This window comes from Selenomonas ruminantium subsp. ruminantium ATCC 12561 (assembly GCF_000424065.1).
GTDB lineage: Bacteria > Bacillota > Negativicutes > Selenomonadales > Selenomonadaceae > Selenomonas_A > Selenomonas_A ruminantium.
Window position 1 is genome coordinate 62513 of the sequence record NZ_AUJE01000016.1, and the last position, 23886, is coordinate 86398.

Here is a 23886-nt window from a genome sequence, read left to right on the forward strand (position 1 = left end):
CTATCTCATTGCCCCATTTCTAATACGATCAGTTATTCAACCAGTGCTTGCAAAAGCACAAAATCAACTTCCGGCATTTCAGCCGCATAAGCTAAAGCTTTGTCCACATCTCCCTGCACCTTTGACAGAACCGCCAGATTGGCTAAGGTTTTCGTATAATAGCTGTCAATTTCCAATGCCTTTTCCAGCAGCAATTGTGCATTAGCAAAATCCCTTGCGATAAAATAACCGCCAGCAAATTTATTTAACAGTTTGACTTTTTCAGTCAACGAAGCATCCTTAGCAAACACTTGTTTTATAATATCTTCTGCAGCAGCAGTGTCATTATTGCCTTGTTCCACTGTTTCTGCCTTATCTTCCATAGGCTTTAGATTGCTATCGTTTATGGGCACCGGCTGCGGCTCTTTTTCGTTCCACAATTCTGCTACCAGCGGGTAATTTTCCACTAGCCATTCCCTATCTGTACGCCAGGTGTAATCCGCCCCTTCTTTTATGTCCTCCCGCTCTGCATCTGTCAACCGCTGCGGATAATTTTGCAGGACAAATGTATATAACGCCATCGCATCATCTATACGTTCTTCTAACAGGCATATTTTTGCCAGCAGCAGACGTGCTCCTATATGTTCCGGTGCAAAGTGCAGGGTATTATCGATCCATGCGATTCCCCGTTCATAATCGCCAATCAGGAAGTACGCCTGTGCCCCCTGAAAAATCACCTCCGGATCATAGCACTGTTTTTCAATCAGTTCCGCTAACGTGCTTAATGCATCTGCATATTGCATATCGTCCATCTGCTGAGTCAGTTGAGCTTTCAATTCTTGTATCTGCTGATTTTCCAGCTTGCTTTTTTGCTGATTTTTCTTTTTATTCATTTTTTTACTATTCTTCCCCATGGCAATACCTCCCGTTGTCCATAATTATTCATTATTGTTATTTCGTGACAGAATATTTTTTTCCTGCTCCAAACAGTATGTCTGAGCACGCAGCAAGGATTTTTGCAAAAGGGGTACATGAGGGAACTCTTGGACAGCTTTAGTCAGTACCTTCAAACCAGCTTGGACCTCGCCCCTTTCCACCATGCTTTCTCCCTGCATCATCAGACTGTACGGCAAAAGTTCATACACCGGACTTACCGGCGACATGTTCTCCGTTGCTTCCAACCCAGCTTCTACATAGCTGAGGGCCTTCTGCCGTTCCCCCTGTTCCCACAAGTAATGACCCATTAACTGCAGAAAATAGGCGCGATCTCCTGCCTGCAGGGCCTCCTGAATCATTTCTGTTATCTTTTCCGCAGGAAGTCCGGCAGAGTAGGCAGCCTTGACGCGTATTTTATGGATATAACTGATCAATCCTGCCAGCTTATCGGAAAACTGCAGACATTTTTCACTCATGGCCAGGGCTTTTTCATATTCCCCCAGGCCATAATAACAATCCATTAAATAACGATAATCCATGGGCTGCATTTCATAATCGGAGCGTTCCTGCCTTTTCAGGAGCATTTGCAAATTGCGTTTCAACTTCCCCTTGATCAGGCTGGCTGAATAGCCAGTATGATAAAACAGCAGCCGGTCATCCTGCAACAATTCCATCCCCTCCGGAATCTGCAGGGTTTCATGAATACTCCCTTGATAAGTACATCCCCTACGGAATATCCTGCACTGCACACTGACCTCAATAAATTGATCCGTCTCACTCTCCACATCAATATCCACACGAGGAGCGCACAGGCCGGCGACCTGTGGTTTGCTGTTCAGCTGCGAAATAATCAGCCGCAGTTTCTTCAGAAGTGAATCCGGAAAATATTCATCTGCATCCAGGAAAATCACCACATCTCCCCTTATCTGTTTTAAGGCAAAATTTCTGGCAGCTGCAAAATCATCCCGCCATACATAAGAAACAACCCTGGCACCGCTATTTTGAGCAATCGTCACGCTTTCATCCACCGAACCGGTGTCAACCACTACGAGTTCATCCGCGACATATTTCATATTCGCTAACCAGCGTGGCAAATTCTTTGCTTCATTTTTCACCATACAAAGGGCTGAAATATACAAAGGTATCACTCCTTCTGCATCTGCAGCCACTGTCCATCTTTGACCGTGATCATCCAGCCGCCAATAGATAAGTGCTTTTCTATTTGCTCTATGATCTCCTGAATTTTATCCCCATATTTTTGGATATCCTCCGCAATAATGATCAGCTGATATTCTCCCTCCAAAATATCGATAAACTGCCCCAGGTCTTCTGCATATAGCAAGGGATAAGAGCCTCCTATCTCTAAATCCGGTTTATGGCTTGTCGTGCCCTTAATATCGCCCTGGCGGCATAACGATCCTAAAATATATAAATCCATGGTGCTGCCGGCTTCATATTCAATGATCCGCATCGGCTCATCCGAAAACTTTAAACTTGGCAGTATCGTCCTATAACGATGATAAAAATCTTTTCTTAAATTCCATTTTTGACAAAAATAATCATCATTACGCTGCATATACTGGTCATATTGAGTTCTTTCCTTTCCCAGCATACCGTTCGTAAGTTTATAAAAAGTCTTACTGCCAAAATGATGAATGAATGTATCCCTGCATAACAGAATTTCATAGCCAGCTCTGCGAATCCGCATGCTATAATCATCATCCTCGAAGTTCCCCGGTGAATATGCCTCATCCATACCACCAATCTGCTCATAAACTTCACGTTTGAACAACATACAAAAACCAACCAGCATCATCCATTTATGCCATTTACGCGGATCGCTTTTGTTATAAGCTGCAGCAAAGCTCTGCATAGCCCTCATTGCAACAGGATCATTTTCATTAGGATAGGGGATTTCTATTTTCTGTAGATTGGAACAGCTATTGGTGACAGGACCTACGGCGCCAATTCCCGGCTCTGCATATAATGCCTGCCGTAAATTTGTGAGCCAATTTGTCGTTACCACCGTATCATTGTTCAGCAGGAGGATTTCCTGACCTCTGGCAATTTCCATTCCCTGATTGCATCCTTTTGGGAACCCTGCATTTTCTTTATTAGCTATCAGCCTTACATCGTTCTGCTGTTGCAGCCATTCCACCGAGCCATCCTGGGAGCCATTATCCACCACAATAATTTCATAGCTTCCCTTTTCCGTATATTGCCGAATGCTTTCAATCAATTGTTTCGTATAGATCAATAAATCCTTATTCAGAATAACAATACTGGTCAGAAGGGAATGTGCTGATTTCATGGAACCCACCTTATCATCTTTTACGCATGAATCATTACAATAGGCCGCTCGCAAATATTGCGAGGCATTCCTTGCCGCACCTAAGAAATCATCCTTCTCCATAGCAGTATAATAATCTGCATACTTCTCAATCTTTTTCATATAATCATTTATCAGGGATGGCATATTTCCTACCGTCAAATTCCGTATATCTTCGGCAGAAGTCAAGGGTTTTTCATAGAGTTCTTTTGCTTTTAGCAAGGCTTTCCGAGCTTTTGCGCCTTCCATTTTTGACAATAAATGCTGTCCATAAAAAAAATAAACTTCTGGCAGATCCGGATATGCTTCTGCAGCCTTTTCCAATTCTTTTCCATAATCGGCCAATCCTGAAAGCCGCATTGCATTCAATAGTTTGCATACGATAGAATTGGTCTGTCCCATCAAACCGGTCTCCTGGCGATGTTTCAGCGCCAAAAGGCCATAATGGATTGCCTTTTGGTAATCTTCCAACCCCATATAGCAATCCTGTAAATACCCATATTGGCGGGGATGTTCTCCGCCTTGCTCCTGAATCTCCCTTAAAAGAATTTGCAAATTACGCTGCAATTTTTCTTTGATAATCGTTCTGCTATAACCTGTATGAATAAATTGCAAATCCTTTAACAGGATAAATTCCCGATCCTTGCCATCTATTGCATAGTTTTGCAAGGATTCATGAACTTTTCCTGCAAATCTTAGTTGTTTTTCCCGACGAAAAACACGCATCTGCCAGGCCTGAGACAGTATGCTTCCTCCCTGCTCAACATCAATATTCAAGAACGGCGTAATAAAACCTGCGATTTTTTTTTGCCGATTATATTTTTGCAACACAGTTCTTAGTTTTTTTTGCGATGGTTCATCAAAATATTCATCTGCGTCCAGCATAACCACCCAATCACCAGAAGCTTTATCCAAAGCAAAATTTTTGGCAGCTGAGAAATCGCTGCACCAGGGGAATTCATAAACAACAGCCCCTTCCTCCCGGGCAAGTTCTCTTGTTTCATCTGTTGAACCTGTATCCACAACAATAATCTCATCGGCAAATATTCTCACGCTATTTACCCAGTGGCGAATATTTTTAGCTTCATTCCTGGCGATGGTACAAGCAGATATCCTAAACATAGTTTACCTCCTGGCTAAATTCCTCCTGGGCAATCTTTTTGTCCAGCCAAGCTGCAATTTCGTCACGAACCCCCACCGAAAATCCATTGCTAAAAGACAAAAGTTTTTCCAGCAAAGCCGGCTGATTTTGTGCTAATAAAATATCCAATACATCCAAATATTCACGGCTGCAGCTATCATCTATCCCTGCTTGTTCACCATGATAACGCTTCAGAATGCGCACAAAGGCAGGCGGGAGGATTTCCTCGAACTCAGATTTTACCTGTCTATATTCTTCATCTTTCATCCTGACTAATGGCAGCAGGAACATGCGCATAAGTTCTGCCATCTCCGCTAAATCAACCGGATTCATTTTGCTACACCACACTTCCATTCGTTTTTGTGCCAGTTCTGCCTGTTCTGCCGTAAACAACATAGGCTCAATCCCGTGATATTCCTGATAATTCTGCAAGGCTATGGTCATTTCTTCCACGGCGCGTTTATAATCCGTCAATGCTGCCCAGCACTCTGCCAGATCCGCACGAAATTCCGGACTTTCCGGATAATCATGAACCGCCCGCTGACATAACTGCAATCTTTTTTTTAAATCATCTCCATCTTCCAGCGATAATTGCAAAAGAATGCGATACGAACGGCTGGCATATGTAGTATTACGTCTTCCCTGATCCACATCCAGATATGCATAATAACGGGCTTTTTCCTTTTCCCCTAAGCCTAAATAGGCATCAGCCAGATACATATACAAACGCCCGGGATTATTCGTCGTGGATAGTTCCCGCAGCAATAAGCGGAGATTCCGCTCAGCTTTAGACAGCGACAACGAATTGCTATAGCCCGTATGCATCAGCTTCAAGTCTGTCGGTGGAATTATATATAATTCTTCTACAGGCCTTCCCTCTTCGACCAGTTCTTCATGAATAATCCCTTCATAACGATAGCAGGGATTGTGAAAAAATATGCGCAGCATCAGGGTATCTGCTAAAATCTCATTGTTATTATCCTTATCAATATCGTAACGATGAATCAATAATCCCCCCCGTTTTCCTATTTCATGATATCTCTTTATTAAGAGACGTAAATTAGAAGCTGTATCCTCTGTAAAATATTCATCTGCATCGATAAACACAATCCAATCACCGCTGGCTTTTTCCAGCGCAAAATTACGGGGCGCAGAAAAATCATCCTGCCAGGGAAATTCATATACCCTCGCACCATATTGCTTGGCTATTTCTTTGCTATTATCCTGGGAGCCAGTATCGATAACGATTATTTCATCCACGCTCTCATATAAACTCATTAAGGATTTTTGCAAATTATCAGCTTCATCTTTTACGATATAACAGGCAGATATTCTCATATTTCCCCCTTGCTTTCCATGCTTTCAATACGATACTTCCCGAAAAACATATATCTACTGAAATAATTCGCCATACAATAAAAAAAACCTCCCCCGAAGGGGAGGTTCTTGGCAATATCGTTATATTGCGAAAGCTGTCGATTACTGGAGGAGGCTGAGAACCGAGCTGCTGCTCTGGTTTGCCTGAGCCAGCATGGACTGAGCGGCCTGCAGAAGAACATTGTTCTTCGTGTAGTTCGTCATTTCTTTCGCCATGTCAGCATCGCGAATCGTGGACTCGGAAGCCTGAACATTTTCAGAAGCCGTGGTCAAGTTGGTGCTCGTGTAGTTCAAGCGGGACTCGATGGAACCGATTGTGGTCTGCTGGTCGAGAGCCTTGGAAACTGCATTGTCCAAAACGTTGATAGCCGCATTGGCTTTTTCCTGCGTGGAAATGTTGAGCTTCGTGCCATCGGAACCTTTCAGGCCCAAAGCCTCGGAACGCATATCACCGAGACCAACCTTGATGCTCTGATTAGCCTTTGCGCCCACCTGGAAGGTCAGGGCATTATCTGCGGATTCATTCTGAGCCTTAATCTTTTCACTGAATGCATCCAGCGAAGCATTAGCAGACTTCTTCACATTGCCTTCATCATCCGTGATGCGGATGCTGAAGCCAGCAATCTGACCGGAAATACCGCTAACCTTGGACTGCAGGCTGATTGCGGACGTGCCATCTGCCGTGTAAACGGTCTTACCGGAAGCAGCCGTACCAATAATAGAATTACTTGTAGTAGTAAATCCAAAGCTTGCACCAGCGTCACCAGCCAAAGTTCCTGCGTTATAGACTTTAGTGGTCAAAGTTTCCATCGACGAGCTTCCTACCTTAAAGGTCGTGGAATAGGTCTTGCCCTGATGGGTATAGGATACGGTAACCTTATCCGTGGATGCGATTTCCAAACTTTCACCATTAGCATTCTGCAATGCAGTCAGTGCAGAGCTGGAGGTCGTTGCCGTATTCAGGGACTGATTGGTCATAACCGTGCAGGTTGCATCACCAACCGTATTCTTGGAACCATCAACGAGATACTTGCCGTTGTAAGTAACGTTAGCATTGTCGTCGATCTGGTCGATGCTCTGGTTCAGTTCTTTCTGAATCGTAGCACGGTCGTCATCGGTGTTGGTATCGTTGGCTGCATTGATAACTTTCTCTTTCAGAGTCTTCAGGATATCAACGGTGGAACTTACTGCACCTTCAGCAACCTTCAGCATGCTGTTGCCTGCCTGGGTGTTGGCATTAGCCTGATCCAAGGAACGGATCTGAACGCGCATACGCTCGGATATTGCGTAACCGGAAGCATCGTCAGCTGCGCTGTTAATCTTCATACCAGAAGATACTTTTTCCAGGCTCTTAGAGAGTGCGCTGGAGTTCTTGTTCAGAGTGTTCAGAGTCGAAATTGCCGACATGTTGTTCTTTACTACCATTGCCATGATGTTTTTCCTCCTTGAATGTAGAAAAAATTAATATTTGGTAACAGCCATCCCTGACTGTCGTAAGCTATATAATGAGCAAATCGCCACATGGATGCATGGCTGCTAGCTGACCATAAATCCGTCCTTGTATTGATTTGCTTATTATCTCTGCCTTACACTATATATATCGGAGCTTTTTGGAATTCCTTAAGTGTTTTTTTCGATTTTTTAATATTTTTTATTGAGTATGCTGCCCAAGCCACTTACGCCCTGCAAATCATAGGCATGAACCGAGGCATTCTGCTTACGGGATTTATTGAGCCAGGCCCTGGCCTTATAGATGATCTGCATATCCAAAGGCTTTATTTTGGCCACCAGGGCCTGACACTCCTCGGTCTTGCGGTAATCTTCCGTCTCGGGAAGAGCCTTCATCCGCTCCACCACCGTATTGCGCTGTTTTTCCAGTTCCAGAAACTGGTCGATATCATTCTGGTCGATGAATTTCAACAGTTCCTGCGTAAGCATATAGTACATATCCCAGTTGGCTTTCGCCTGCTCTAAAGGTGTTTTTCCGTTAGCCGACATAGCTGTCACCTTGCGCATTCTGCAACGAGCCATTGTCCTGACGGGCTTTTTTCATGGCCTGTGCCCAGGCATCACGCAACTCCCGGATGATATCTATAGCTTCCTGAATCAGTGCAGGATTGCTCTGCATATTGCCATCCACCAGACATCTGTAGGTATAATTATACAATGGCAGCAGCTGATGGGATATCTCATAATCCATATTGAGCGTTACGCGAAATTCTGAAATGATTTGCTGCGCCTTTTGGAGCGAAGTGTTGGCCTGTTCGTACTGCTTTGCCTCCACGGCTTCCTTGCCCTCGTTCATAAACTTCAGACAGCCATTGTATAGCATGAGGGTAAGCGCCTCTGGCGTGGCTGTCATGATTTGCTGACGCTTGTAGGCTTCTGCTGCATTATTTACCATATTCCTGCCTCCCTAAAGGTTTTGCTTATTGCCCTGTGATATAGCCCGATTGATAGGCCAGCCGCTGAATAGCCGTTTCCATCGCATCGTATTTCTTATATAGCAGGGACTCATAGGCCGACATCATAACCTTGAAATTCGACATCTTGGTCTTCATATCCCGAATGAGGTTTCCCAGTGTGCTGCCATCATCTTCGGTAGACGTACCGGCATAATCTTTCATCTCTTTCAGCACATCCATGACCTTGTCACCAATACGCTGGGCAACACCTTCACTATTGTAATCGGTATAGCTCTTGCCATTTTTATCTACCTTTTCTCCCGAAGAAGTCAGAAGCTGATAGACACAGTCCGGATCAGCAGCCAATGCCTTTTTCAGCTTTTCCTCATCTAGTGTCAGATGACCACGGTCGGTCGAAGAAGAAACTCCGATAGACATCATGGTATTGTAATTGCTGTCTACCGATTCCACCGGGGTATAGATTGCCTCGCGCATCTGGGAAATCATCTTGCCAATGGTCTGATTGTGATTCAGCAAGCCGGATTTCGCCTTCTCATTCCACTTGTCAATCTGCTCTTTGGTCATGGCTTTTTCCTGATTCTGCGTAAGCACATCATAATCCTTGTACTTTTCCTCATAGTATTTATCATTCAGGGCATCGAGCATCTTATTATAATCTTCGACAAATTTCTTGACGTTTTCAATGATTTTATCCGTATCCTGCGTAACCGTCAAAGTAGCCGTACTACCTGCCGCCGATACCGACTGGAAGGAATACGTCACATTGGATACCGTTATCTTATTGTTGCTCAGTTTGTCATAGATACGGCCATCAATCGTCACACTTGCATCTTTACCAGCCACTTCTTTTGCTGTATTTTCCGTGAAATCAACAGCCTGCTCCGACATGGAACCGCCATCGACTTCATGCAGCTTCAGGTTATCCATCAGTTTTTCGGCTGCAGGATTTAACGGCTTGATGCTGATCTTATTTTCCGAACCGCTGCTCTTGTTATAGAGTGTAAAGGCATCATTCGTAGCATCGTAGGATGCAGACAGGTTCAAGGTTTCGCCATCATCGTCTTTCAATTTTTTGAACGCCGATGCCAGATCATTTAAGGTCTGATGATTCGTATAAATCTGCTCATACGTCAGCTTCAAGGTTGCGGTCTTATCGCCATCACTGACCTCCATGGTAATGGCCTCGCCCGGATTATTCAGCGCCCCCGCTCCCAAAACATCTTCCAAATAGATGCTCTTGTTGCCTGCGCTGCCGCCGCTGCGGGTTATCCCCTCAGAGCCCGTAAGCAGATACGCATTGGATGCCAGGGAATTAACCTTTACCGTATGTGACATCTGGGCAGCATCCGCATTGGCTGTAGCCGTAACGACTGACGAATTCGTTGACGATACCGTCTGTGGATTTGATGTAGAAGACATCCGATAACTGGACATCGTCACCGAGTTGAACTTGTTGAGATCGGAATACATATTGGCATATGCTTCCTTCGTCCACTCGTTTCGGACTTCCTTTTTGTACATCTTATCATATTCATTCTGTTTGTTCATCATGCCCATGCGGACCATGGAATCGACATCAATCCCTGAGCCGGACAGGCCATAAATTCCCATACCACTCATGATTCACACCTCCTCATACATTCTTATCGAGGAAGGCACCCAGCCATTCCCTGGTTTTTGCCATCTGGTCAAGCATTTCTTCTGGTGGCACTTCCTTGAGCACTTCTTGGGTTTTCTTATCCAGCATACGCACAGACATCATATTGACTTCTTTATGATACTGAAACTCCAAATTGCAATTGATTTTACTCATGAGCTCATTGAGTTTTTGGGTCATATAGCTGACGGAACGCTCATCCATCGCTTCTTTTTCTTCTTTTGCTTCTTCTGCTGCCTTTGCGTCCCGCACCTGCTGGAGTTTTTCCTCATCAGTCAGCTTTTCGTACCGGTTATACTGTGCGGTGCTTTGCGTATCCTGAGCGGGCTGCACCGAATCCGTATTCTGCTGTTCGGTCATCTTAGACGCCGGACTGCTGCCCACTCGCTCTGCAGCGCCAGCCACAATCGATGCCGACACAATGTCCTGAATCCTACCTACCATGTTAATCCCTCCGTAGATTTCCACCAGATTCCTTGCTTATGAATTATTCTTTCGGCAGGCCGGCACTTAAATCCAAATCCATTGGAACCGGGGCAGCCGCATTTTTGTTTTCTTCCTGTATCGCACGATAGATTTCGCCACGATAGATTTTTATATCACGCGGTGCATCAATAGCAATGCGGACATTGTCTCCCTGCACTTCTACCACATTGATTACGATATTGTCGCCAATCATGATTTGCTGACGGGGCTTTCTGGTTAATACGAGCATTATTGTTCCTCCTTATTTTTCGGAAACAATCTATGCTTGGTTGTATAGCTGCTTCGGTCAAGTACAATCTGGCGGGCCTGCATATTCGCGGTATTTATGACTACAGGTGCCATAAGATTGGCTGTCATATCCTGAACCTGACCGCCATTCACCGTAATCAGCGTATAGATGAGCATGTCTTCCTGCTTATACAAATTGAGTTTTCCCTGATTCTCATCGTCCAGTTCAAACGCATAATCGGGGAAGAACACAAAAGGCACCGTCATTAAAAACGCTAAATCGGGTGTAGTCAATGACTGCAAGAACACATACGGGCTCTCTTCATCATAAGGAACAATCACAAATTCATGTTCGTCTTCAAAGGCGGGTATACCATCGGCAAAATGTACAACTTTGTCTTCTGCTACTTCCACTTCACCAAATCTTAAGGTGTTGACTTTTCTCATCTCTTATGCCTCCACTTTCCGCTTGATCTAATCATGCGTAAATATCGTACTTGCCTTCGGTTACCCAACGTTCTACATTCGCCTTTTGCTGCATATAGGTTTCCACTTTGCCGGGAGTAAAATTCGTCTCAGCAAAAATCTTTTGGGGTTCAAATTCTGCCGTAACATCGCCTAAGTCCGGCTCACCTGCTGCCTCCACAGGATGATAGGTAATTACCGGATCGGGAATCAGTTCGGCAACAATCCGCCTCTGTTTGCTGATCTCCTGGCTAAGCTTGCTGTCATAGCGCTGCACCACCGGATTCCGGCCACGCTTGCCACTGTTCTCTACATTATCCCAGGCTTCCTGTGTCCAGCGGGAAGTTGTTTTCGCCAGATCCGAAAAGCCCTGCTGACCATATTTACGGGCAAAATCGGTATGATTATCGTTTCCATAAGCATGGCGGCTGGGATATTGATCAATATCCACAGAAGGCTGCGTCCAATGTCTGTTGGAGCGCGCCTGTTGGTCATTGGTATGCAGTTTGGCCGGCGTGGAGTGGGCCTCCAGCTTGCCAAGCTGCGTATGCATGCCAATCATGGGCTGGGTAAACCGCATATTAAGCCTTAACATATTGCTCAGCATAGATTATTTCCCCCTTTCCTTGGGAAATTCCTGCTAATCCTTTAAGTTTTTGGAACCAATACGATTCCTTAATCAACATTTTAACATGTTTTTCTTAAAATTTCCCTAAAATTTACAGATAATCCGCCAGACTCTGAGGAAGAATCCGCGCCCCTAAAGAAAGACTCATATTGTAGATGGTTTGTTCCTGCATAAGCTGTACGGCCAATTTAGCCACATCGGTAGCCGATGTGTTGGTAATATCGTTGGTAATCAACTCATTTTGGGTAGTCAGCATAGTCGTGACCGAATTATAAAGCTGCGTGCGAGCCCCCAGTTTCGTTTCCGCCTTGACCGTTTGTGCATGCGCTTCATCGGCAATGGTCACGCCATCCGTTTCCAGCCATCTATGGTCATCCGCTAAAACCTTGGCCTGCACAGTAAGCATTTCATTCAACATTGCTGTTCCGGAAGGTGAATTTCCCGAGGCTGGATCATCAAAAATATCCATGCCAAAAATTTCCACAGCCGTGGCATTTACGGTGTCCGCTGAAGGCTCCGTTGTGCCGTTTTTCTTTACCATGGATACATACTTATTATCGCCTGTAAAGGACACCACCTGCTGGCTGACCGTATCAAAGCTAAACGTCAGAGAATTACCGCCTACCTTAGCCGATAAGGTCGCTGTACTGTCGATGATTTCCCCCGTATTCTTGAAATAATATGCTACCGAAAACGAAGATGCATTGGTAATCTGTCCAGCTGCATCCGTAGTTGGGTCCACCGTTGCTTTGGAATTAGCCGCCAATCTGTCCTTAAAACCGTTATCGACAAAATCCTTGGTATACAGATAACCATCTCTCGTATTTAAATAGTACGTTACCCCATCACTGCCAGTCAGGGATAACATCTGGCGCAGCGTGCCAGTCTCCTCTATACCATTGTTCCCCGCAAAAAAAGTTTGCTGTGTTTCATCCAAAGTCTTAGTCAGGCCGCGCTGTATCGCATCTTCAGACATGTTAAATGGTTTGGTTAAGTCCGTCTGCCCGCCAAACACATAACTGTCCCCCTGCATGGTATTGCCTAAGGATACCATTTCCTGAATTTCTGCCATCATTTCTTTGCCAATAGCAGCCATATCGGTAACATTATTCGTATCATTAGCTGCGGCAATGGTTTTTTCCTTGAATGTCGTCTGAATATCCACCATATTGACCAAAGCAGCATCTGAGGTTTTCATCCAGGCCAAGCCAGTATTGACGTTATTGGTATACTGTTCATTTTCATTCAGCGAAGTATCATAACGGATGAACTTCGCATAGTCCACCGGATTATCGGACGGCCGATGCAATTTGCTGCCATCGCCCTGCTCCAGCAAGGCAGACTGCCGGGTGTTGGCATCATTTAACTGTTTCTGATAACCGTAGACCATATGATTGCTGCTTACACGAATAGACATATTTTTTCACCTCATCTTATTGCATTAATCGTTAACGGCCAACCGTGCCCGTACTGTTAATCAGCCTGTCCAGCATTTCATCCATGGTGGTCAAACATCTCGAGCAGGCGCTATAGCCCTTCTGGAAGGTAATCATGTTCGTAAGCTCCTCATTCCAGTCTACGCCTGATGTAGAGGAACGCCAGCTGACAATCTGGGTGATGAGATCATCCTGTGCACTTTCCTTTTTATCGATAGCATTGGCATCCGTCCCCAATTGGCTCATGACAGACTGGTAATAGGCATTCAGGGAAATATCGTTAATAGAACGGTCGTTCATATTCACCACTGTACCATTATAAGAAACGTTAGCCGTTGTACTTACATTATCTGCCGCCAGATTGAACAACGAACTTATGTTTACGGCATTCGTACCATCTTTGGAACCATCCGCCTTGACACTGTACGAATTCAGATAAGCACCCGTGCCGCTGGTATCCTGCTCCACCGTCAGCTTGCGCGCTGCCACCAGACTTGTTCCTCCGGTCTCGGTCAGTTTACTGTTAATGCGCATGACATCCAGGATATTGATTCCCTTTAGATTAACCGGTCCGGTTGATACCACCGTACCAGTGATCAGTACCTCCGGCGTATCGGTAAGTGCTGTTGGTGTGGACAGGGAGCGCGTAATGCTGCTGCTGGTATATTCCGTAGCCACCACACATTTATTGTTCGCATCCCAGGTATAAACCGTATTATTGTCGCCAAAGAAGTTAATCCCATAAGTAGGCCCTGTATAGGTTGTGTTATTGTCATATGGGCCGATATTCCCATCCGAACCATCAATTCCTGCACCCTGCTGATGCATCGTATTGAAGGTCGTCATCATAAAGGCTGCCATATCCGCCAGGCTGTCTATATAACCTTTATCCTCGGCAATGGTGTCTATTTCTGCCTTCAATGCACCGTTTTGCGGTACAAAGGCGACACCGGATTCCTTGATCAGGATACTATAATCATTCACCCCGTAATCACTATTGACATAGGGATCGGACATTTCCAAAGTTAAATGATTTATCCCATTAACCAATGAAATACCATTGGACACAATGGTGTACATGCCCTTGTCATCCTCGTACATGTTAAGGTTCATGTATGTGGAGAGTTTATCGACAAAAAGGTCACGCTGGTCACGAAGGTCATTTGCCGATGCACCTACGGCTTCGGCTCCTGAAATATTTTTATTCAATTCAACGATCTGTGCGCTGATATCATTTATCTCATTTAAGTGTACCCGTATATCATCGTATTGGGCATTAATCTGATCCTGCAGCTGGCTGGCTGCCGTACACATTTTGTCCACAAAGATATTGCCCTTTTCGATAACGGTGACACGACTGCTGTCCATCGAAGCATTCGCGGATAATTCGCTCCACGCTGTATAAAAAGCATTCATGGCATCCTTGATACCTGTATGATCCGAATCGTCAAAAATAGCTTCCAGCTTGTCGTAATTTACCTGTGCACTTTTGTAATATTCATGGGTAGACGTTTCTGCCCAATACTGTTTATCCGCATAAACATTACGGGCTCGTTGTATAGACATGGAATCCACACCGGTACCGACCAGCACCCCACCATAAAGCGAGGATACTTCCTGCGCACGGGTAGCGACCTGATTTACTTTTTGCCGCGAATAGCCCTCCGTGGATGCATTGGTGATATTATGTCCCACGGTATCCAAAGACAACTGATTGGCAAACACACCGCGCACCATGGTATTAAGTCCGGAAAATGTAGAACGCATGATATTTCACCTATTATTCCTTTCTGGTAATTTTCCTATATCAAATCATCAAACGCTGGAATCAAACATCTTGATTTCCCGCCGGCTCTCACTTTCCGCCGCATCCTGATTGTATATCTCACTGGCCACGGTCTGTGTCATCACATTAATGTTGAAATCCACATATTCTTTCCCTTTTTTCAATAAGAAGCGGGTTATTGTGACCTCTTGGGCTAAACTTTCTTCAAATTCCTGTGCACGATGCAGCAGATGGATTGCGACTCTTTTTCGTTCAGAATCCGCTTCTCTGGCTAATACCTGCTGCACAGAAGAAACGTTTTGCCTGTCTAAGAATTCCTGCTTCCGCTTGGCAAATTTTCCCAGTTCCAGCAGTGCAGGTTCCATCTCCTGCACTGCAGCTACAATATCTGCCCCTTTGTTTTCTGCTTGAATTGTTGCTTTAATTGCTTTGAGCTTTTCCAAACATTTGTTGCTGAGCAGGATTTGCGCTCTCAGCAAACGTACTGCTTCGTCCAATTTTCTCCACTCCTGCTTCGTTTCCTGCTTCAACATCAGGCCTTGTAATCAAAATTCTTGCGGTGCGTTACCACTTCACCGCCTTTGCCATAAGCTGGTTCCACAGCAGCCCCGCCGATGCGGTTTAAATGAAATGCTGCCGCATTCATAGCCGCACGAATAAGCAGAGCATTTCCTTCGCTGAGTTCCTGCGCTTCTTTTACGGTATTTTGTAACATCGCATAGAGTTTTTGCAGGATCTCCTGCATTTTCCCTGCCGGAGCAAGGCTTAAAATATCTTCCATCTTGGATTCCGGTCCCAGTTTCACGCTGGAAGCGGCCATTTTCAGCAGGATACTCTGCCGATTTTTTTCCAACCGGGCAATATTGGCTGTGATTTTCTCCTCCTCCGGCAAGAGGGCCTCCACAGTCTTCATATCCACCATGACCAGGGCATTGCGTTTCTTCTTGCCTAGTTCGATAAGGGCTTTATATGCCTTGTTCAAATCATTGAGTGTATTTGCAAAATCCTGCCACATGAATCAAATTCCTCCTGCCTATGTCTTAGAAACGTACGCCCAAAAGGCTTGCCGCGATATTCTCATTGGGTACCTGATAACTGCCATTTGCGACTTTGGCACTCAGCTCCTGCACTTTATTGCTACGCACATCGTCCATACTCTGGAGTTTTTGGAGCATACTGCTGAAGCTCTGCCCTTCGTTAGACAGGAGAACTTCATCTTTTTTCTGTATTGCCTGTACGTCTGCCGACCGTCGTACACTGCCTGAGGAACTTACGCTGTATGCGCCGGCGACTGCCTGCACATTGCCATTGATAATCATCTTTTTTCACCACCTGTTAATCCTTGATTACGTCCTTATATCCCTTGAAGTTACACAGTATCTTCTGATTGGAGTATCGAAAAAAAAAGCAGGAAACTTAATTCCTGCTTTTTGATAACTATTTGAGTTTATCTTTGAATTACTCGTTTTTTCGCCATTTTTTACCCATTTGCATCTATAAATAAGTACAAATCATAATCAGCGCTCTTTCGAGCGGAATCCCTGCCCACGATTCTGGTCTGTTTTGGCCAGCTGCCGTGCAGCAGTCTGCAGTGCCGCCTGTTTTTGCAGTTCTGTACGGGCCTTTTCTTCACACTGCTGGCAAAGCTTGCCGCTAATGATGGGTGCACCGCATTTTTCGCACGGATAAGTCATCTTTACCCCAATCTGTTCAAAGCGGCCTTCGCGAATCATCTTCTTGATCATGCCAATGGGTGCACCAGTAGCCTCGCAAATCTCAGGCACCTTTGCTCCACGGTTTTCGCGGACAAAAGACACGACTTCCTGCTCTTTTTTCTGTATCTGTTCATAGCAGTCCATACATACCTTGTTCCCCATGTCGTTAAAGAGTTTTCCACACATCGGGCAGTTTTTAATTTTTCCAGCCATAATCCTCACTCCTTGGGCGTGTTTATTCGTTTATTTCGTTTATTCGCGACTAAAACGGAAATTCCTGCAAAAAATTTCACCAAATCTTGCCCAGCATAAACCAAATTCTGCCTCTTGCCTTTGCTTTTTCACTGAGATTCGCATCGCTGCCTATGCGACGGGCGTAATCCAAACGGGCAAACCAGTCATTGGGCTTGGTATAGGAAAGGGCTGCGCCATAGCCTTTGAGGGTCATGCCCTTGGCCGTGCTGCCGGGAAAACTTGGCTGGCCGTCCTTGCGGAACTGCACATAACCAATGTCAAAATACGTGCTGAAGACCAGCCCCGGCACGGAGGTGTAGAATCTTGGTTCTACAGTTGCCATAATCCCCTCATCACCGGAACCTTCTCCCTGCGGGTAAGCCCGGACACCATTGGCACCGCCCAAATACATGCGCTCGGAACCGTCCAGATTACGGCTGGCCAGCTGCCCGCTGGCTTTCACCAGCATATCCGCACGATTGCCCAGACGCTGTACTGCCGTAGCATTGAATTCGCCCTTGGTATAGCTCCCCTCTGTACGATTGTACACATTCAGCGTCCGCGCCCAGTCAGAATCCATTCCCAAACGGCCCGTGGTTATTTTCGCCTGATAATTCAAAGCGGTTCCAGGCCGGCGTTCAAAACCTTCCAGCCCCACATAGACACTTTGGGAATGTTTCTTGGTTTTAAGGTTAAACAAGATATTTTCATCGTTCAGGCGGCGGTAGTTATAACCATAGCTGACCGTCAGTCCGCTGTTGCTCAGATGGTACAAGGAACGCTGTCCATATATACTGAGTGTTTCTGCGGTGCCTTTCAGCCTCGCACTGCCCACACCTGCTTCATAATCCATCCGGCTGATGCCCAGCCCCAGCGTCGTACCACCATGGCCTACAATCGTCTCGTAGTTTGCATAGTAATTGTGCATCTTCCGATTGGACAGCAGCACACCCATGCTGACCTTATCCCCATTGCCGCTGACATCGTAGAGATTTTCCTGCAAGCCATAACGGTACTGGCCCGTATCCTTGCTGCCATAGTTCTCTACGTAAAGAACGGTATTCGTGCCCTTGCCTTTCTCAATGCGCACAGTAAGGTCACTTGTGCCAAAATCCTTGCCGGGACTCAAGACACCCACCGCCTTGGTACCACTCACATCGGAAATGGAATACAGGGTCGTTTCCAGCTTGCCCGTACGAATGATTTCGCCGGATTTTAGCCCTTTCACAAAGCCCTGTGCAACATGCTCTCTCAACTTGCTGCGATTATCCAATTTTATCTCGCCGTAACGGCCGGGAATCACCTTTATGGTAATCATGCCGTCACTGCTTTCCTGTGCCGGCACATAGGCCGCAGCGGCAGGATAACCATGCTGGCGGCAATAACTGGTGAGCTCCGCCAGTGTAGCATTCAGGCTTACCATGGTCTTTTGCTCACCCATGCCGTCCTGCAAGATCTTGGTCAGTTCTCCTTTGTCCAAATAAAGATCCGGAGCCTCCAAGCGGAAATTGGTGATGGTAAATTCCACCGGTGGTGCCTGCTGCGGCTTTTCCGGTGTAGAATCCACCACCTCCGCTTCCGGACGGGGAAGTTCTTTTTGCACCTCCTGTCCGGGCTGGGAAAGGGAAGGCGCCGCGAAGGCCACTTCCCCGCCCAAATTGAAACACGCGGCTAAAACTCCTGCTGCGATTTGAACTTTAGCGATATCTTTCATGCTGTCTCCTTGTGATTAGCCCCCATTACAATTCCTGATCAGGCTACGTTTACGCCCTCGCCTTCAACTTTCAGTTCGATTTCATCTTCGTTCTGTCCATCTTCGGATTCAATGGCGATTTCACCTTCCTTTTCCTGTTTCTCTGCCTTATCCTCATGTTCCTCCTCCAGCACATTGCCGGATTCGTCTACGATTTGAATGGAGGCCGAACTGTTATTACGGACACTGCCGTTTTCATCTGTTGCCACAATCTCGGCTGCAGAATTACGGCCATCTGCGGATTGCGCACCATCAAGGGGCACAACTTGAAGGTTCACAATAGAACCATCTCCGTCCACCGCGATGTTTGCCTGACCTGCAGCATTTGCCCCCTCCATATTCACAACATCACCACCGGAAATCCCGATATTCGCAAGACTCGTACTGTCGGGATCAACACCGGTAATGGCTATGGCAGCGTTGCGGCCACCATGGATTTCCCCACTGTCCACCGTCTCTCTGCCAATAACCTGACCATCTTTGTTCACATACTCAATGGCCGCCATGCCATTATCCCCAAAACCACTGCCCCTATCTCTGGAAATCTGCTGATAAACATCACGGGTAGGTGTAAATTGGATATCCGGAATACCATTGTTATCACCGAGATAATTTACGGTAAACGCATTTTCATTGTTGACAGCCTGTGAGAAGGAATAATTCCGGCCCAAATTCCCGGAGAACCGGTTATTGTACCAGCCGTATACTGGATAAGAGCCCGGCCTGTTGGTCGTTGTTGTACTCAGCGGAGCAAAGGTGAACAGATTGCCCAAGTTGTTATCATTTTCCAGCAATCCCTCCACTGTGCCGCTAAATTTCGGCATTTGCTCTCCGGCATACACCGCTGCAGGCTGGGCAACAATCGTCAAGCCCTTGCGGTAGATGGTTCCCTCACCTGTAACGGTGCTTTCTGCCAGCTCATAATTAGGGTTGGCAAGATTCAGGGTATAGGTCACCTTGTGGTTCTCTAATTCGTCAGAGTCCTCGGATTTTCCTGCATTGGCGTTGTCAAAAACGGCTGCAGCCGTAAGCCCCAGACTATCCTTGTCTTTCCCTAGATAATTATCGCTGAGCAAAATATACGCTCCTGCATTTTCGAAGGCTGCTCCATCCGTGGTACCATCAAATTCCTTGGTCATGGCCTTGATTACGCTGGCGGTGAGGATACGCGGCGTTATCGTGCCATCATGCGCCGTAATGGTACCGGACTGACCGTTATCCGTTACGGTAAGAGCTGGCTTGCCTGCGCCCTGTACCAGTTCATAATCGCCATTGCCCATGCGGAAATTATAGCTGTATTCCTTGTTTTTGCCGGCATTGGCATCTGCATAAGCCGCAGAATCAATCAGCACATTGGCGTTATCTTCCGGCAGCAGCCCTTCAATCACCAAATTGTCATTGGCCGCATAAGTGGAACTAAGCGCCGTTTCACCATCATAAACTTTAACCGGTGCATCTTTAAGGCCTACGGTTAAGCTGCGTGGTGTAATCGTGCCGCTGCCGACAATACGAGTTGGCTCGACAATGTAATTACCATTATCATTAGCCAACAGGAAATGATTAAAGGTAATATCCTGCGCTATTGGTCTGCCAGCAGCATCACGATTGACATGTGCACTGTTATAGGAACCCGTAATCGCTTCAATATCCAAATCGATATCAGCATCTTTGGCCACGATTCCAGTTTCTGTTGCAGCATCATAATCTGCCAGTCTAAAATGCCCCTTATTCGTAAATGCATCAGACAGTGCAGACGTACCATCATAAACCTTGTCAATGCCATCAATACCATCAGCTACTACATATACCTTACGTTTTTCAATCACCCCGTCACCAGTAATTACTTTGTCGCTCAACTGATAATTCGTATTGCCCAAGGATAAAGTATAGGTCACCTTACGGTTATCTGCGGCATCACTGCCATCATAGACGGCATTTGCCGTAAGTCCCAGACTATCCTTATCTTTATCCAAATAGTCTTTACTTAGGACAATATTCTTTATTGCATCCTGCTTGCCAGCATTCGTTCCATCATAAACTTTGACCATATCCTTGATTACGCTGGCAGTCAATTTCCGTGGTGTAATTGTACCATCGTAAGCCTTAAGTTCACCGATCTGACCATTATCGGACACAGTAATTACAGGCTCGTTCTCTCCTTGCGTAAGCTGATAATCCAAATTGTCAATGGTTATGCCATAACGATATTCCTTGTCGGTTGCGGCATTTGCATCCTGATATTCTGCAGAGTTAACCACCAAATTAACATCATCATCTCCAAGCACCCCCCACAATGCAAGATTGTCTTTCGTATTATAGGCATTGCTGAGCGATTTTTCGCCATCATACACCTTTGTCGGTGCATCTTTGATGGAAATGGTCAACGCAGCAGGCGTAATGGTGCCGCTTCCAGTCAGGCTGTCGGTGTCCATAACGTAATTGTTCAGATTGCCGGTCCCTGTCAAAGTGAAATTATGGAAGGTAATTTTCTGCGGGATAATTGTGCCATCTGCATCACGCTGAACGTGCTCACTTTGATATGCTCCCTTAATTGCGCCAAAATCCAACTTAACATCATCATTCTTGATTACGCCTGTAGTATCATCAGTGGATCTAAGCGTAAACCGTCCACTATTTGCATAGTCGGCAGGCATATCCTTAGTGGTATCGTAAGTCTTATCAATACCCGTAACATTCAACGCATCCACATAAACCTTGCGCTGCTCGATATCCCCGAGTTTAGCGGTATCTTCAAAAATATCATTTACTGCCCCTTGCAAAATATAATTACCCTTGGTATTCCCCTTCAATGTCAGGCTATAGGCAATATCCTTCTGATTACGGATAACACCAGGAGCAACATTTGCATCGCTGCCTACATAGTGTGCATCTACATCATAGCCAATTTCACCAGCAACGATATCCCGCTGCACAACAGCGGCCTGCTCTGCATCAAAGCCAATTTTAGCCTGGATATCACTATCTGCAATGTCTTCGGTTCCATCATAAATCTTATGGAAACCATTCTGGGCGATGACGTTAAGCGTCAATGGGGTTATTGTACCAGTAACCGATTGTCCGTTGGCATTATCCGCCGCCGTAGTACTCAGCCAATCACGTTTTGCCTTGCCTGCCGTATCGTTGGCCAGCTGATAATTTCCCAGATTCTTCGTCACCTCAGTGACCGTATAGCGCAGGGCATGATTGCCCGCATCCTTAAATGCATCACCATTTACATCTGCATAGACACCACTATCCTTGCCCGTATACGCCACTTCTATTTCTCGGCCATCCAGCGAATAGGTCACCAGTTTCATCGTACCATCATTATTCAGAATATCCGGCGTTGCGTCATACACTTTATCCTGCCCCTGCCATTTTGCTTTCAGGTTCGTAAGTTCAACAGGATTAATCTTTCCTTTTTTATCACCTTCCGTATAAGCTGTATCTTCTTTTATGAAATAATTTGCGGCATCGATATTCAGATTGCGTTTAACGTAATCATTAAACGCATCTGCTGCATGATCATAACTTACTGACTTATAGCCAACAATATCACCATTGCGGTTTACATTCGCATCATCGTAACGCCCTGTAATCATGCCCAAAGCAGTACTATCCAGTGTAATCCTATCCTTACCTAAAAGGCCATTGAATTTTTCCACCTGGATATCTGCAGGATAAACTGCAGCTGTGCCATCATAGGTCCGTTCAGCCAATTTGAAATCTACAGTGAGTTCCTTGGGATTGATTTTGCCTGAACCAATAAGGGTTCCCGTATTATCCGTCAGGCTGGCATAATTTGCACCAGTTTCCCCCTCAATCTTGTAGTTCCCCTTAGCATCACCGGATAGTTCTACATGATAGTAAACCTCTTTATCCACTACATTACCATCACCATCCCGGGATACATTTTTATCCTTATATTGGGCATTGATGGCATTTACATTGAGGACTGTACCATCTTTAGATGTAAGCAAACCTGTTACAGACACTTTGTCCGTAACATCCTGAATCACATTGTTCTTACCATCATAGGTTTTCACCACATCATGATCCAAAGGCTTATTGGTCAGGCTTGCCTTTACCACAGCCTTATCAATATTGCCGCCAGTAGACGTTACCCACTCATTGTTGCTATTTACCAGACCAGCTGCTTGTAATGCAGAAAAATCATAATTCGCGTTACTGAGGCCCAAACGATAATCCACCCGATTACCAGGATTGATTGGATTCGTAGTAGCATTGGACTGATTGTATTCGGCGTTATAACTGGTAAAATCGATTTTTTCCTGCGTTCCGCCTGCAGTATTGGGTATGGTCACATAATGATCTGTAATGTAGTTGTTCGTAATATTGGTCAGGCTGCCATTCTTCAATACATCTTTCGTAGCATCATAAACCTTGCTTGCATCGCCAATATTAATGGTAACATCTCCAGCAGTTAAGGTGTAGGGTTTGATGATGCCTGTACCGGCGAATTTATACAAACCATTCGTATCCAGGCTGAGTGCATTTCCCTTGCTGTCGACTAATTTATAATTGGTTGCTGCAGAGCCATTTACATCAAAACCCAAGCCCGTATAATTCACCGTATGGATATCCGGCGTACCATCCCCATTTTCATCTACATTAACACCCACATAACGTGCGTTAACACCTGCAGGATTTTGCAAAGATATTACGTCATTTCCAACAGCTTTCCCCAAATGTAAGGCATTCGAAGAAATCGACGGTGCTACAGAAGAAGTCGCATCATAAATTTTTTCAATCTGATCAGCCGTAACCACCACGCCAAAGGCATTAATGGTATTGTTATTGGTCGTCAACGGCGTCATCTGCGTTGGACCGTTTAAGCCGTCATAAAGGACGTTGCCATTTTTATCTTTGAAGATATAGTTGCTTAATTTATCTCCTGTGATGTCTGCCGTATATTCTACGACTTTGCCTAAACCTGCATCTACATTCGTATATGCACCCGTACTTGCATTCGTTCCTTTTATCAATCCTGTATGGTTGACTGTATCTACCGGGTCAAATTCTACGATGCTGTTGCCCGTCAGAACCGTTCCGCTTGCTGCGTCCGTGGAATAGGCCTTGTTGTCATTGTTGTAGATTGCACCGGTATTATCGTAGTATTTGCTCAGTCCTCCTTTGGCTAGTGCAGTCAGATCCACCGTTACTTCACGCGCTTTGATTTCACCGTCCGTGATGGTTGCCGTTGGATTGGTCACCGCAACAGGGATATTCGTGTAGTTATTGAGCAGGCTCGGGTTCAAGGTAACTTCATATTTTACCTCTTTGTTCGTT

20 protein-coding genes are annotated in these 23886 nt (G+C 45.5%); all 20 read right to left on the bottom strand.

The window, feature by feature from the left end:
• Positions 1–32: 32 nt before the first annotated feature.
• The 20 genes from G598_RS18580 to G598_RS0107740 all read right to left on the bottom strand — a co-directional run bounded on the left by G598_RS18580 (position 33) and on the right by G598_RS0107740 (position 23855).
• Positions 33–893, bottom strand: coding sequence for a CDC27 family protein (locus G598_RS18580; RefSeq protein ID WP_026766470.1), 861 nt, complete (start codon positions 891–893; stop codon positions 33–35).
• A 24-nt stretch (positions 894–917) separates the two neighbouring features.
• Entirely contained in the window at positions 918–2033 is a 1116-nt protein-coding gene (locus G598_RS18585) for a tetratricopeptide repeat-containing glycosyltransferase family 2 protein (protein WP_157833294.1), read from the bottom strand.
• A 26-nt stretch (positions 2034–2059) separates the two neighbouring features.
• Positions 2060–4366, bottom strand: a complete 2307-nt coding sequence (locus tag G598_RS18590; protein ID WP_051180071.1) for a glycosyltransferase — start codon at positions 4364–4366, stop codon at positions 2060–2062.
• Positions 4359–5723 carry a glycosyltransferase family 2 protein gene (locus G598_RS0107660; protein WP_026766471.1) on the bottom strand — a complete coding sequence of 455 codons (1365 nt, stop codon included), beginning with the start codon at positions 5721–5723 and terminating at the stop codon, positions 4359–4361. Before G598_RS0107660 ends, G598_RS18590 begins: the two co-directional genes overlap by 8 nt.
• A gap of 141 nt (positions 5724–5864) precedes the next feature.
• The gene (locus tag G598_RS0107665; protein ID WP_026766472.1) at positions 5865–7193 is read right to left on the bottom strand and encodes a flagellin N-terminal helical domain-containing protein; all 1329 of its coding nucleotides are present in this window, start codon (positions 7191–7193) and stop codon (positions 5865–5867) included.
• Positions 7194–7403: 210 nt separating this feature from the next.
• Complete coding sequence (locus tag G598_RS0107670) at positions 7404–7778, bottom strand: flagellar protein FliT (RefSeq protein ID WP_245582778.1); 375 nt, start codon at positions 7776–7778, stop codon at positions 7404–7406.
• Positions 7750–8166: a flagellar export chaperone FliS gene (fliS, locus tag G598_RS0107675; RefSeq protein WP_026766474.1), complete on the bottom strand. Its 417-nt coding sequence runs from the start codon at positions 8164–8166 to the stop codon at positions 7750–7752. Before fliS ends, G598_RS0107670 begins: the two co-directional genes overlap by 29 nt.
• 25 nt (positions 8167–8191) lie before the next feature.
• Positions 8192–9808 (bottom strand): flagellar filament capping protein FliD, encoded by a 1617-nt coding sequence (gene fliD / locus G598_RS0107680; RefSeq protein ID WP_026766475.1) that lies wholly within the window; start codon positions 9806–9808, stop codon positions 8192–8194.
• Between the two features lie 13 nt (positions 9809–9821).
• On the bottom strand, positions 9822–10289 hold the full coding sequence (locus tag G598_RS0107685) for a flagellar protein FlaG (protein ID WP_051180073.1): 468 nt from the start codon (positions 10287–10289) through the stop codon (positions 9822–9824).
• Between the two features lie 43 nt (positions 10290–10332).
• Positions 10333–10560: a carbon storage regulator CsrA gene (csrA, locus tag G598_RS0107690; protein ID WP_026766477.1), complete on the bottom strand. Its 228-nt coding sequence runs from the start codon at positions 10558–10560 to the stop codon at positions 10333–10335.
• Positions 10560–11006, bottom strand: coding sequence for a flagellar assembly protein FliW (fliW, locus tag G598_RS0107695; RefSeq protein ID WP_026766478.1), 447 nt, complete (start codon positions 11004–11006; stop codon positions 10560–10562). Before fliW ends, csrA begins: the two co-directional genes overlap by 1 nt.
• Before the next feature lie 31 nt (positions 11007–11037).
• Complete coding sequence (locus tag G598_RS0107700) at positions 11038–11619, bottom strand: DUF6470 family protein (RefSeq protein ID WP_245582779.1); 582 nt, start codon at positions 11617–11619, stop codon at positions 11038–11040.
• Between the two features lie 124 nt (positions 11620–11743).
• The gene (locus G598_RS0107705) at positions 11744–13069 is read right to left on the bottom strand and encodes a flagellin N-terminal helical domain-containing protein (RefSeq protein ID WP_026766480.1); all 1326 of its coding nucleotides are present in this window, start codon (positions 13067–13069) and stop codon (positions 11744–11746) included.
• Between the two features lie 31 nt (positions 13070–13100).
• Positions 13101–14855, bottom strand: a complete 1755-nt coding sequence (gene flgK, locus G598_RS0107710; protein WP_026766481.1) for a flagellar hook-associated protein FlgK — start codon at positions 14853–14855, stop codon at positions 13101–13103.
• A 48-nt stretch (positions 14856–14903) separates the two neighbouring features.
• A complete protein-coding gene (locus G598_RS0107715; protein WP_026766482.1) occupies positions 14904–15407 on the bottom strand; it encodes a hypothetical protein in 504 nt (167 codons plus the stop codon).
• On the bottom strand, positions 15407–15889 hold the full coding sequence (locus G598_RS0107720; protein ID WP_026766483.1) for a flagellar protein FlgN: 483 nt from the start codon (positions 15887–15889) through the stop codon (positions 15407–15409). Before G598_RS0107720 ends, G598_RS0107715 begins: the two co-directional genes overlap by 1 nt.
• Positions 15890–15914: 25 nt before the next feature.
• Positions 15915–16193, bottom strand: coding sequence for a flagellar biosynthesis anti-sigma factor FlgM (gene flgM, locus G598_RS17390; protein ID WP_037363555.1), 279 nt, complete (start codon positions 16191–16193; stop codon positions 15915–15917).
• Between the two features lie 198 nt (positions 16194–16391).
• Complete coding sequence (locus G598_RS0107730; RefSeq protein WP_026766484.1) at positions 16392–16802, bottom strand: flagellar protein; 411 nt, start codon at positions 16800–16802, stop codon at positions 16392–16394.
• Positions 16803–16878: 76 nt separating this feature from the next.
• Positions 16879–18537, bottom strand: coding sequence for a ShlB/FhaC/HecB family hemolysin secretion/activation protein (locus G598_RS0107735; protein ID WP_026766485.1), 1659 nt, complete (start codon positions 18535–18537; stop codon positions 16879–16881).
• A gap of 38 nt (positions 18538–18575) precedes the next feature.
• On the bottom strand, positions 18576–23855 hold the full coding sequence (locus G598_RS0107740; protein WP_211221525.1) for a YDG domain-containing protein: 5280 nt from the start codon (positions 23853–23855) through the stop codon (positions 18576–18578).
• Positions 23856–23886: the final 31 nt, after the last annotated feature.

Coding starts and splice junctions, on each gene's coding strand:
- G598_RS18580 (WP_026766470.1), bottom strand. CDS start 893: ATGGGGAAGAATAGTAAAAAAATGAATAAAAAGAAAAATCAGCAAAAA.
- G598_RS0107705 (WP_026766480.1), bottom strand. CDS start 13,069: ATGTCTATTCGTGTAAGCAGCAATCATATGGTCTACGGTTATCAGAAA.
- flgK (WP_026766481.1), bottom strand. CDS start 14,855: ATGCGTTCTACATTTTCCGGACTTAATACCATGGTGCGCGGTGTGTTT.
- csrA (WP_026766477.1), bottom strand. CDS start 10,560: ATGCTCGTATTAACCAGAAAGCCCCGTCAGCAAATCATGATTGGCGAC.
- fliS (WP_026766474.1), bottom strand. CDS start 8,166: ATGGTAAATAATGCAGCAGAAGCCTACAAGCGTCAGCAAATCATGACA.
- G598_RS0107665 (WP_026766472.1), bottom strand. CDS start 7,193: ATGGCAATGGTAGTAAAGAACAACATGTCGGCAATTTCGACTCTGAAC.
- G598_RS0107700 (WP_245582779.1), bottom strand. CDS start 11,619: ATGTTAAGGCTTAATATGCGGTTTACCCAGCCCATGATTGGCATGCAT.
- G598_RS0107730 (WP_026766484.1), bottom strand. CDS start 16,802: ATGGCTGGAAAAATTAAAAACTGCCCGATGTGTGGAAAACTCTTTAAC.
- G598_RS0107715 (WP_026766482.1), bottom strand. CDS start 15,407: ATGTTGAAGCAGGAAACGAAGCAGGAGTGGAGAAAATTGGACGAAGCA.
- fliW (WP_026766478.1), bottom strand. CDS start 11,006: ATGAGAAAAGTCAACACCTTAAGATTTGGTGAAGTGGAAGTAGCAGAA.
- G598_RS0107685 (WP_051180073.1), bottom strand. CDS start 10,289: ATGGTAGGTAGGATTCAGGACATTGTGTCGGCATCGATTGTGGCTGGC.
- fliD (WP_026766475.1), bottom strand. CDS start 9,808: ATGAGTGGTATGGGAATTTATGGCCTGTCCGGCTCAGGGATTGATGTC.
- G598_RS0107720 (WP_026766483.1), bottom strand. CDS start 15,889: ATGTGGCAGGATTTTGCAAATACACTCAATGATTTGAACAAGGCATAT.
- G598_RS0107660 (WP_026766471.1), bottom strand. CDS start 5,723: ATGAGAATATCTGCCTGTTATATCGTAAAAGATGAAGCTGATAATTTG.
- G598_RS18590 (WP_051180071.1), bottom strand. CDS start 4,366: ATGTTTAGGATATCTGCTTGTACCATCGCCAGGAATGAAGCTAAAAAT.
- G598_RS0107670 (WP_245582778.1), bottom strand. CDS start 7,778: ATGCGCAAGGTGACAGCTATGTCGGCTAACGGAAAAACACCTTTAGAG.
- flgM (WP_037363555.1), bottom strand. CDS start 16,193: ATGATTATCAATGGCAATGTGCAGGCAGTCGCCGGCGCATACAGCGTA.
- G598_RS18585 (WP_157833294.1), bottom strand. CDS start 2,033: ATGGTGAAAAATGAAGCAAAGAATTTGCCACGCTGGTTAGCGAATATG.
- G598_RS0107735 (WP_026766485.1), bottom strand. CDS start 18,537: ATGAAAGATATCGCTAAAGTTCAAATCGCAGCAGGAGTTTTAGCCGCG.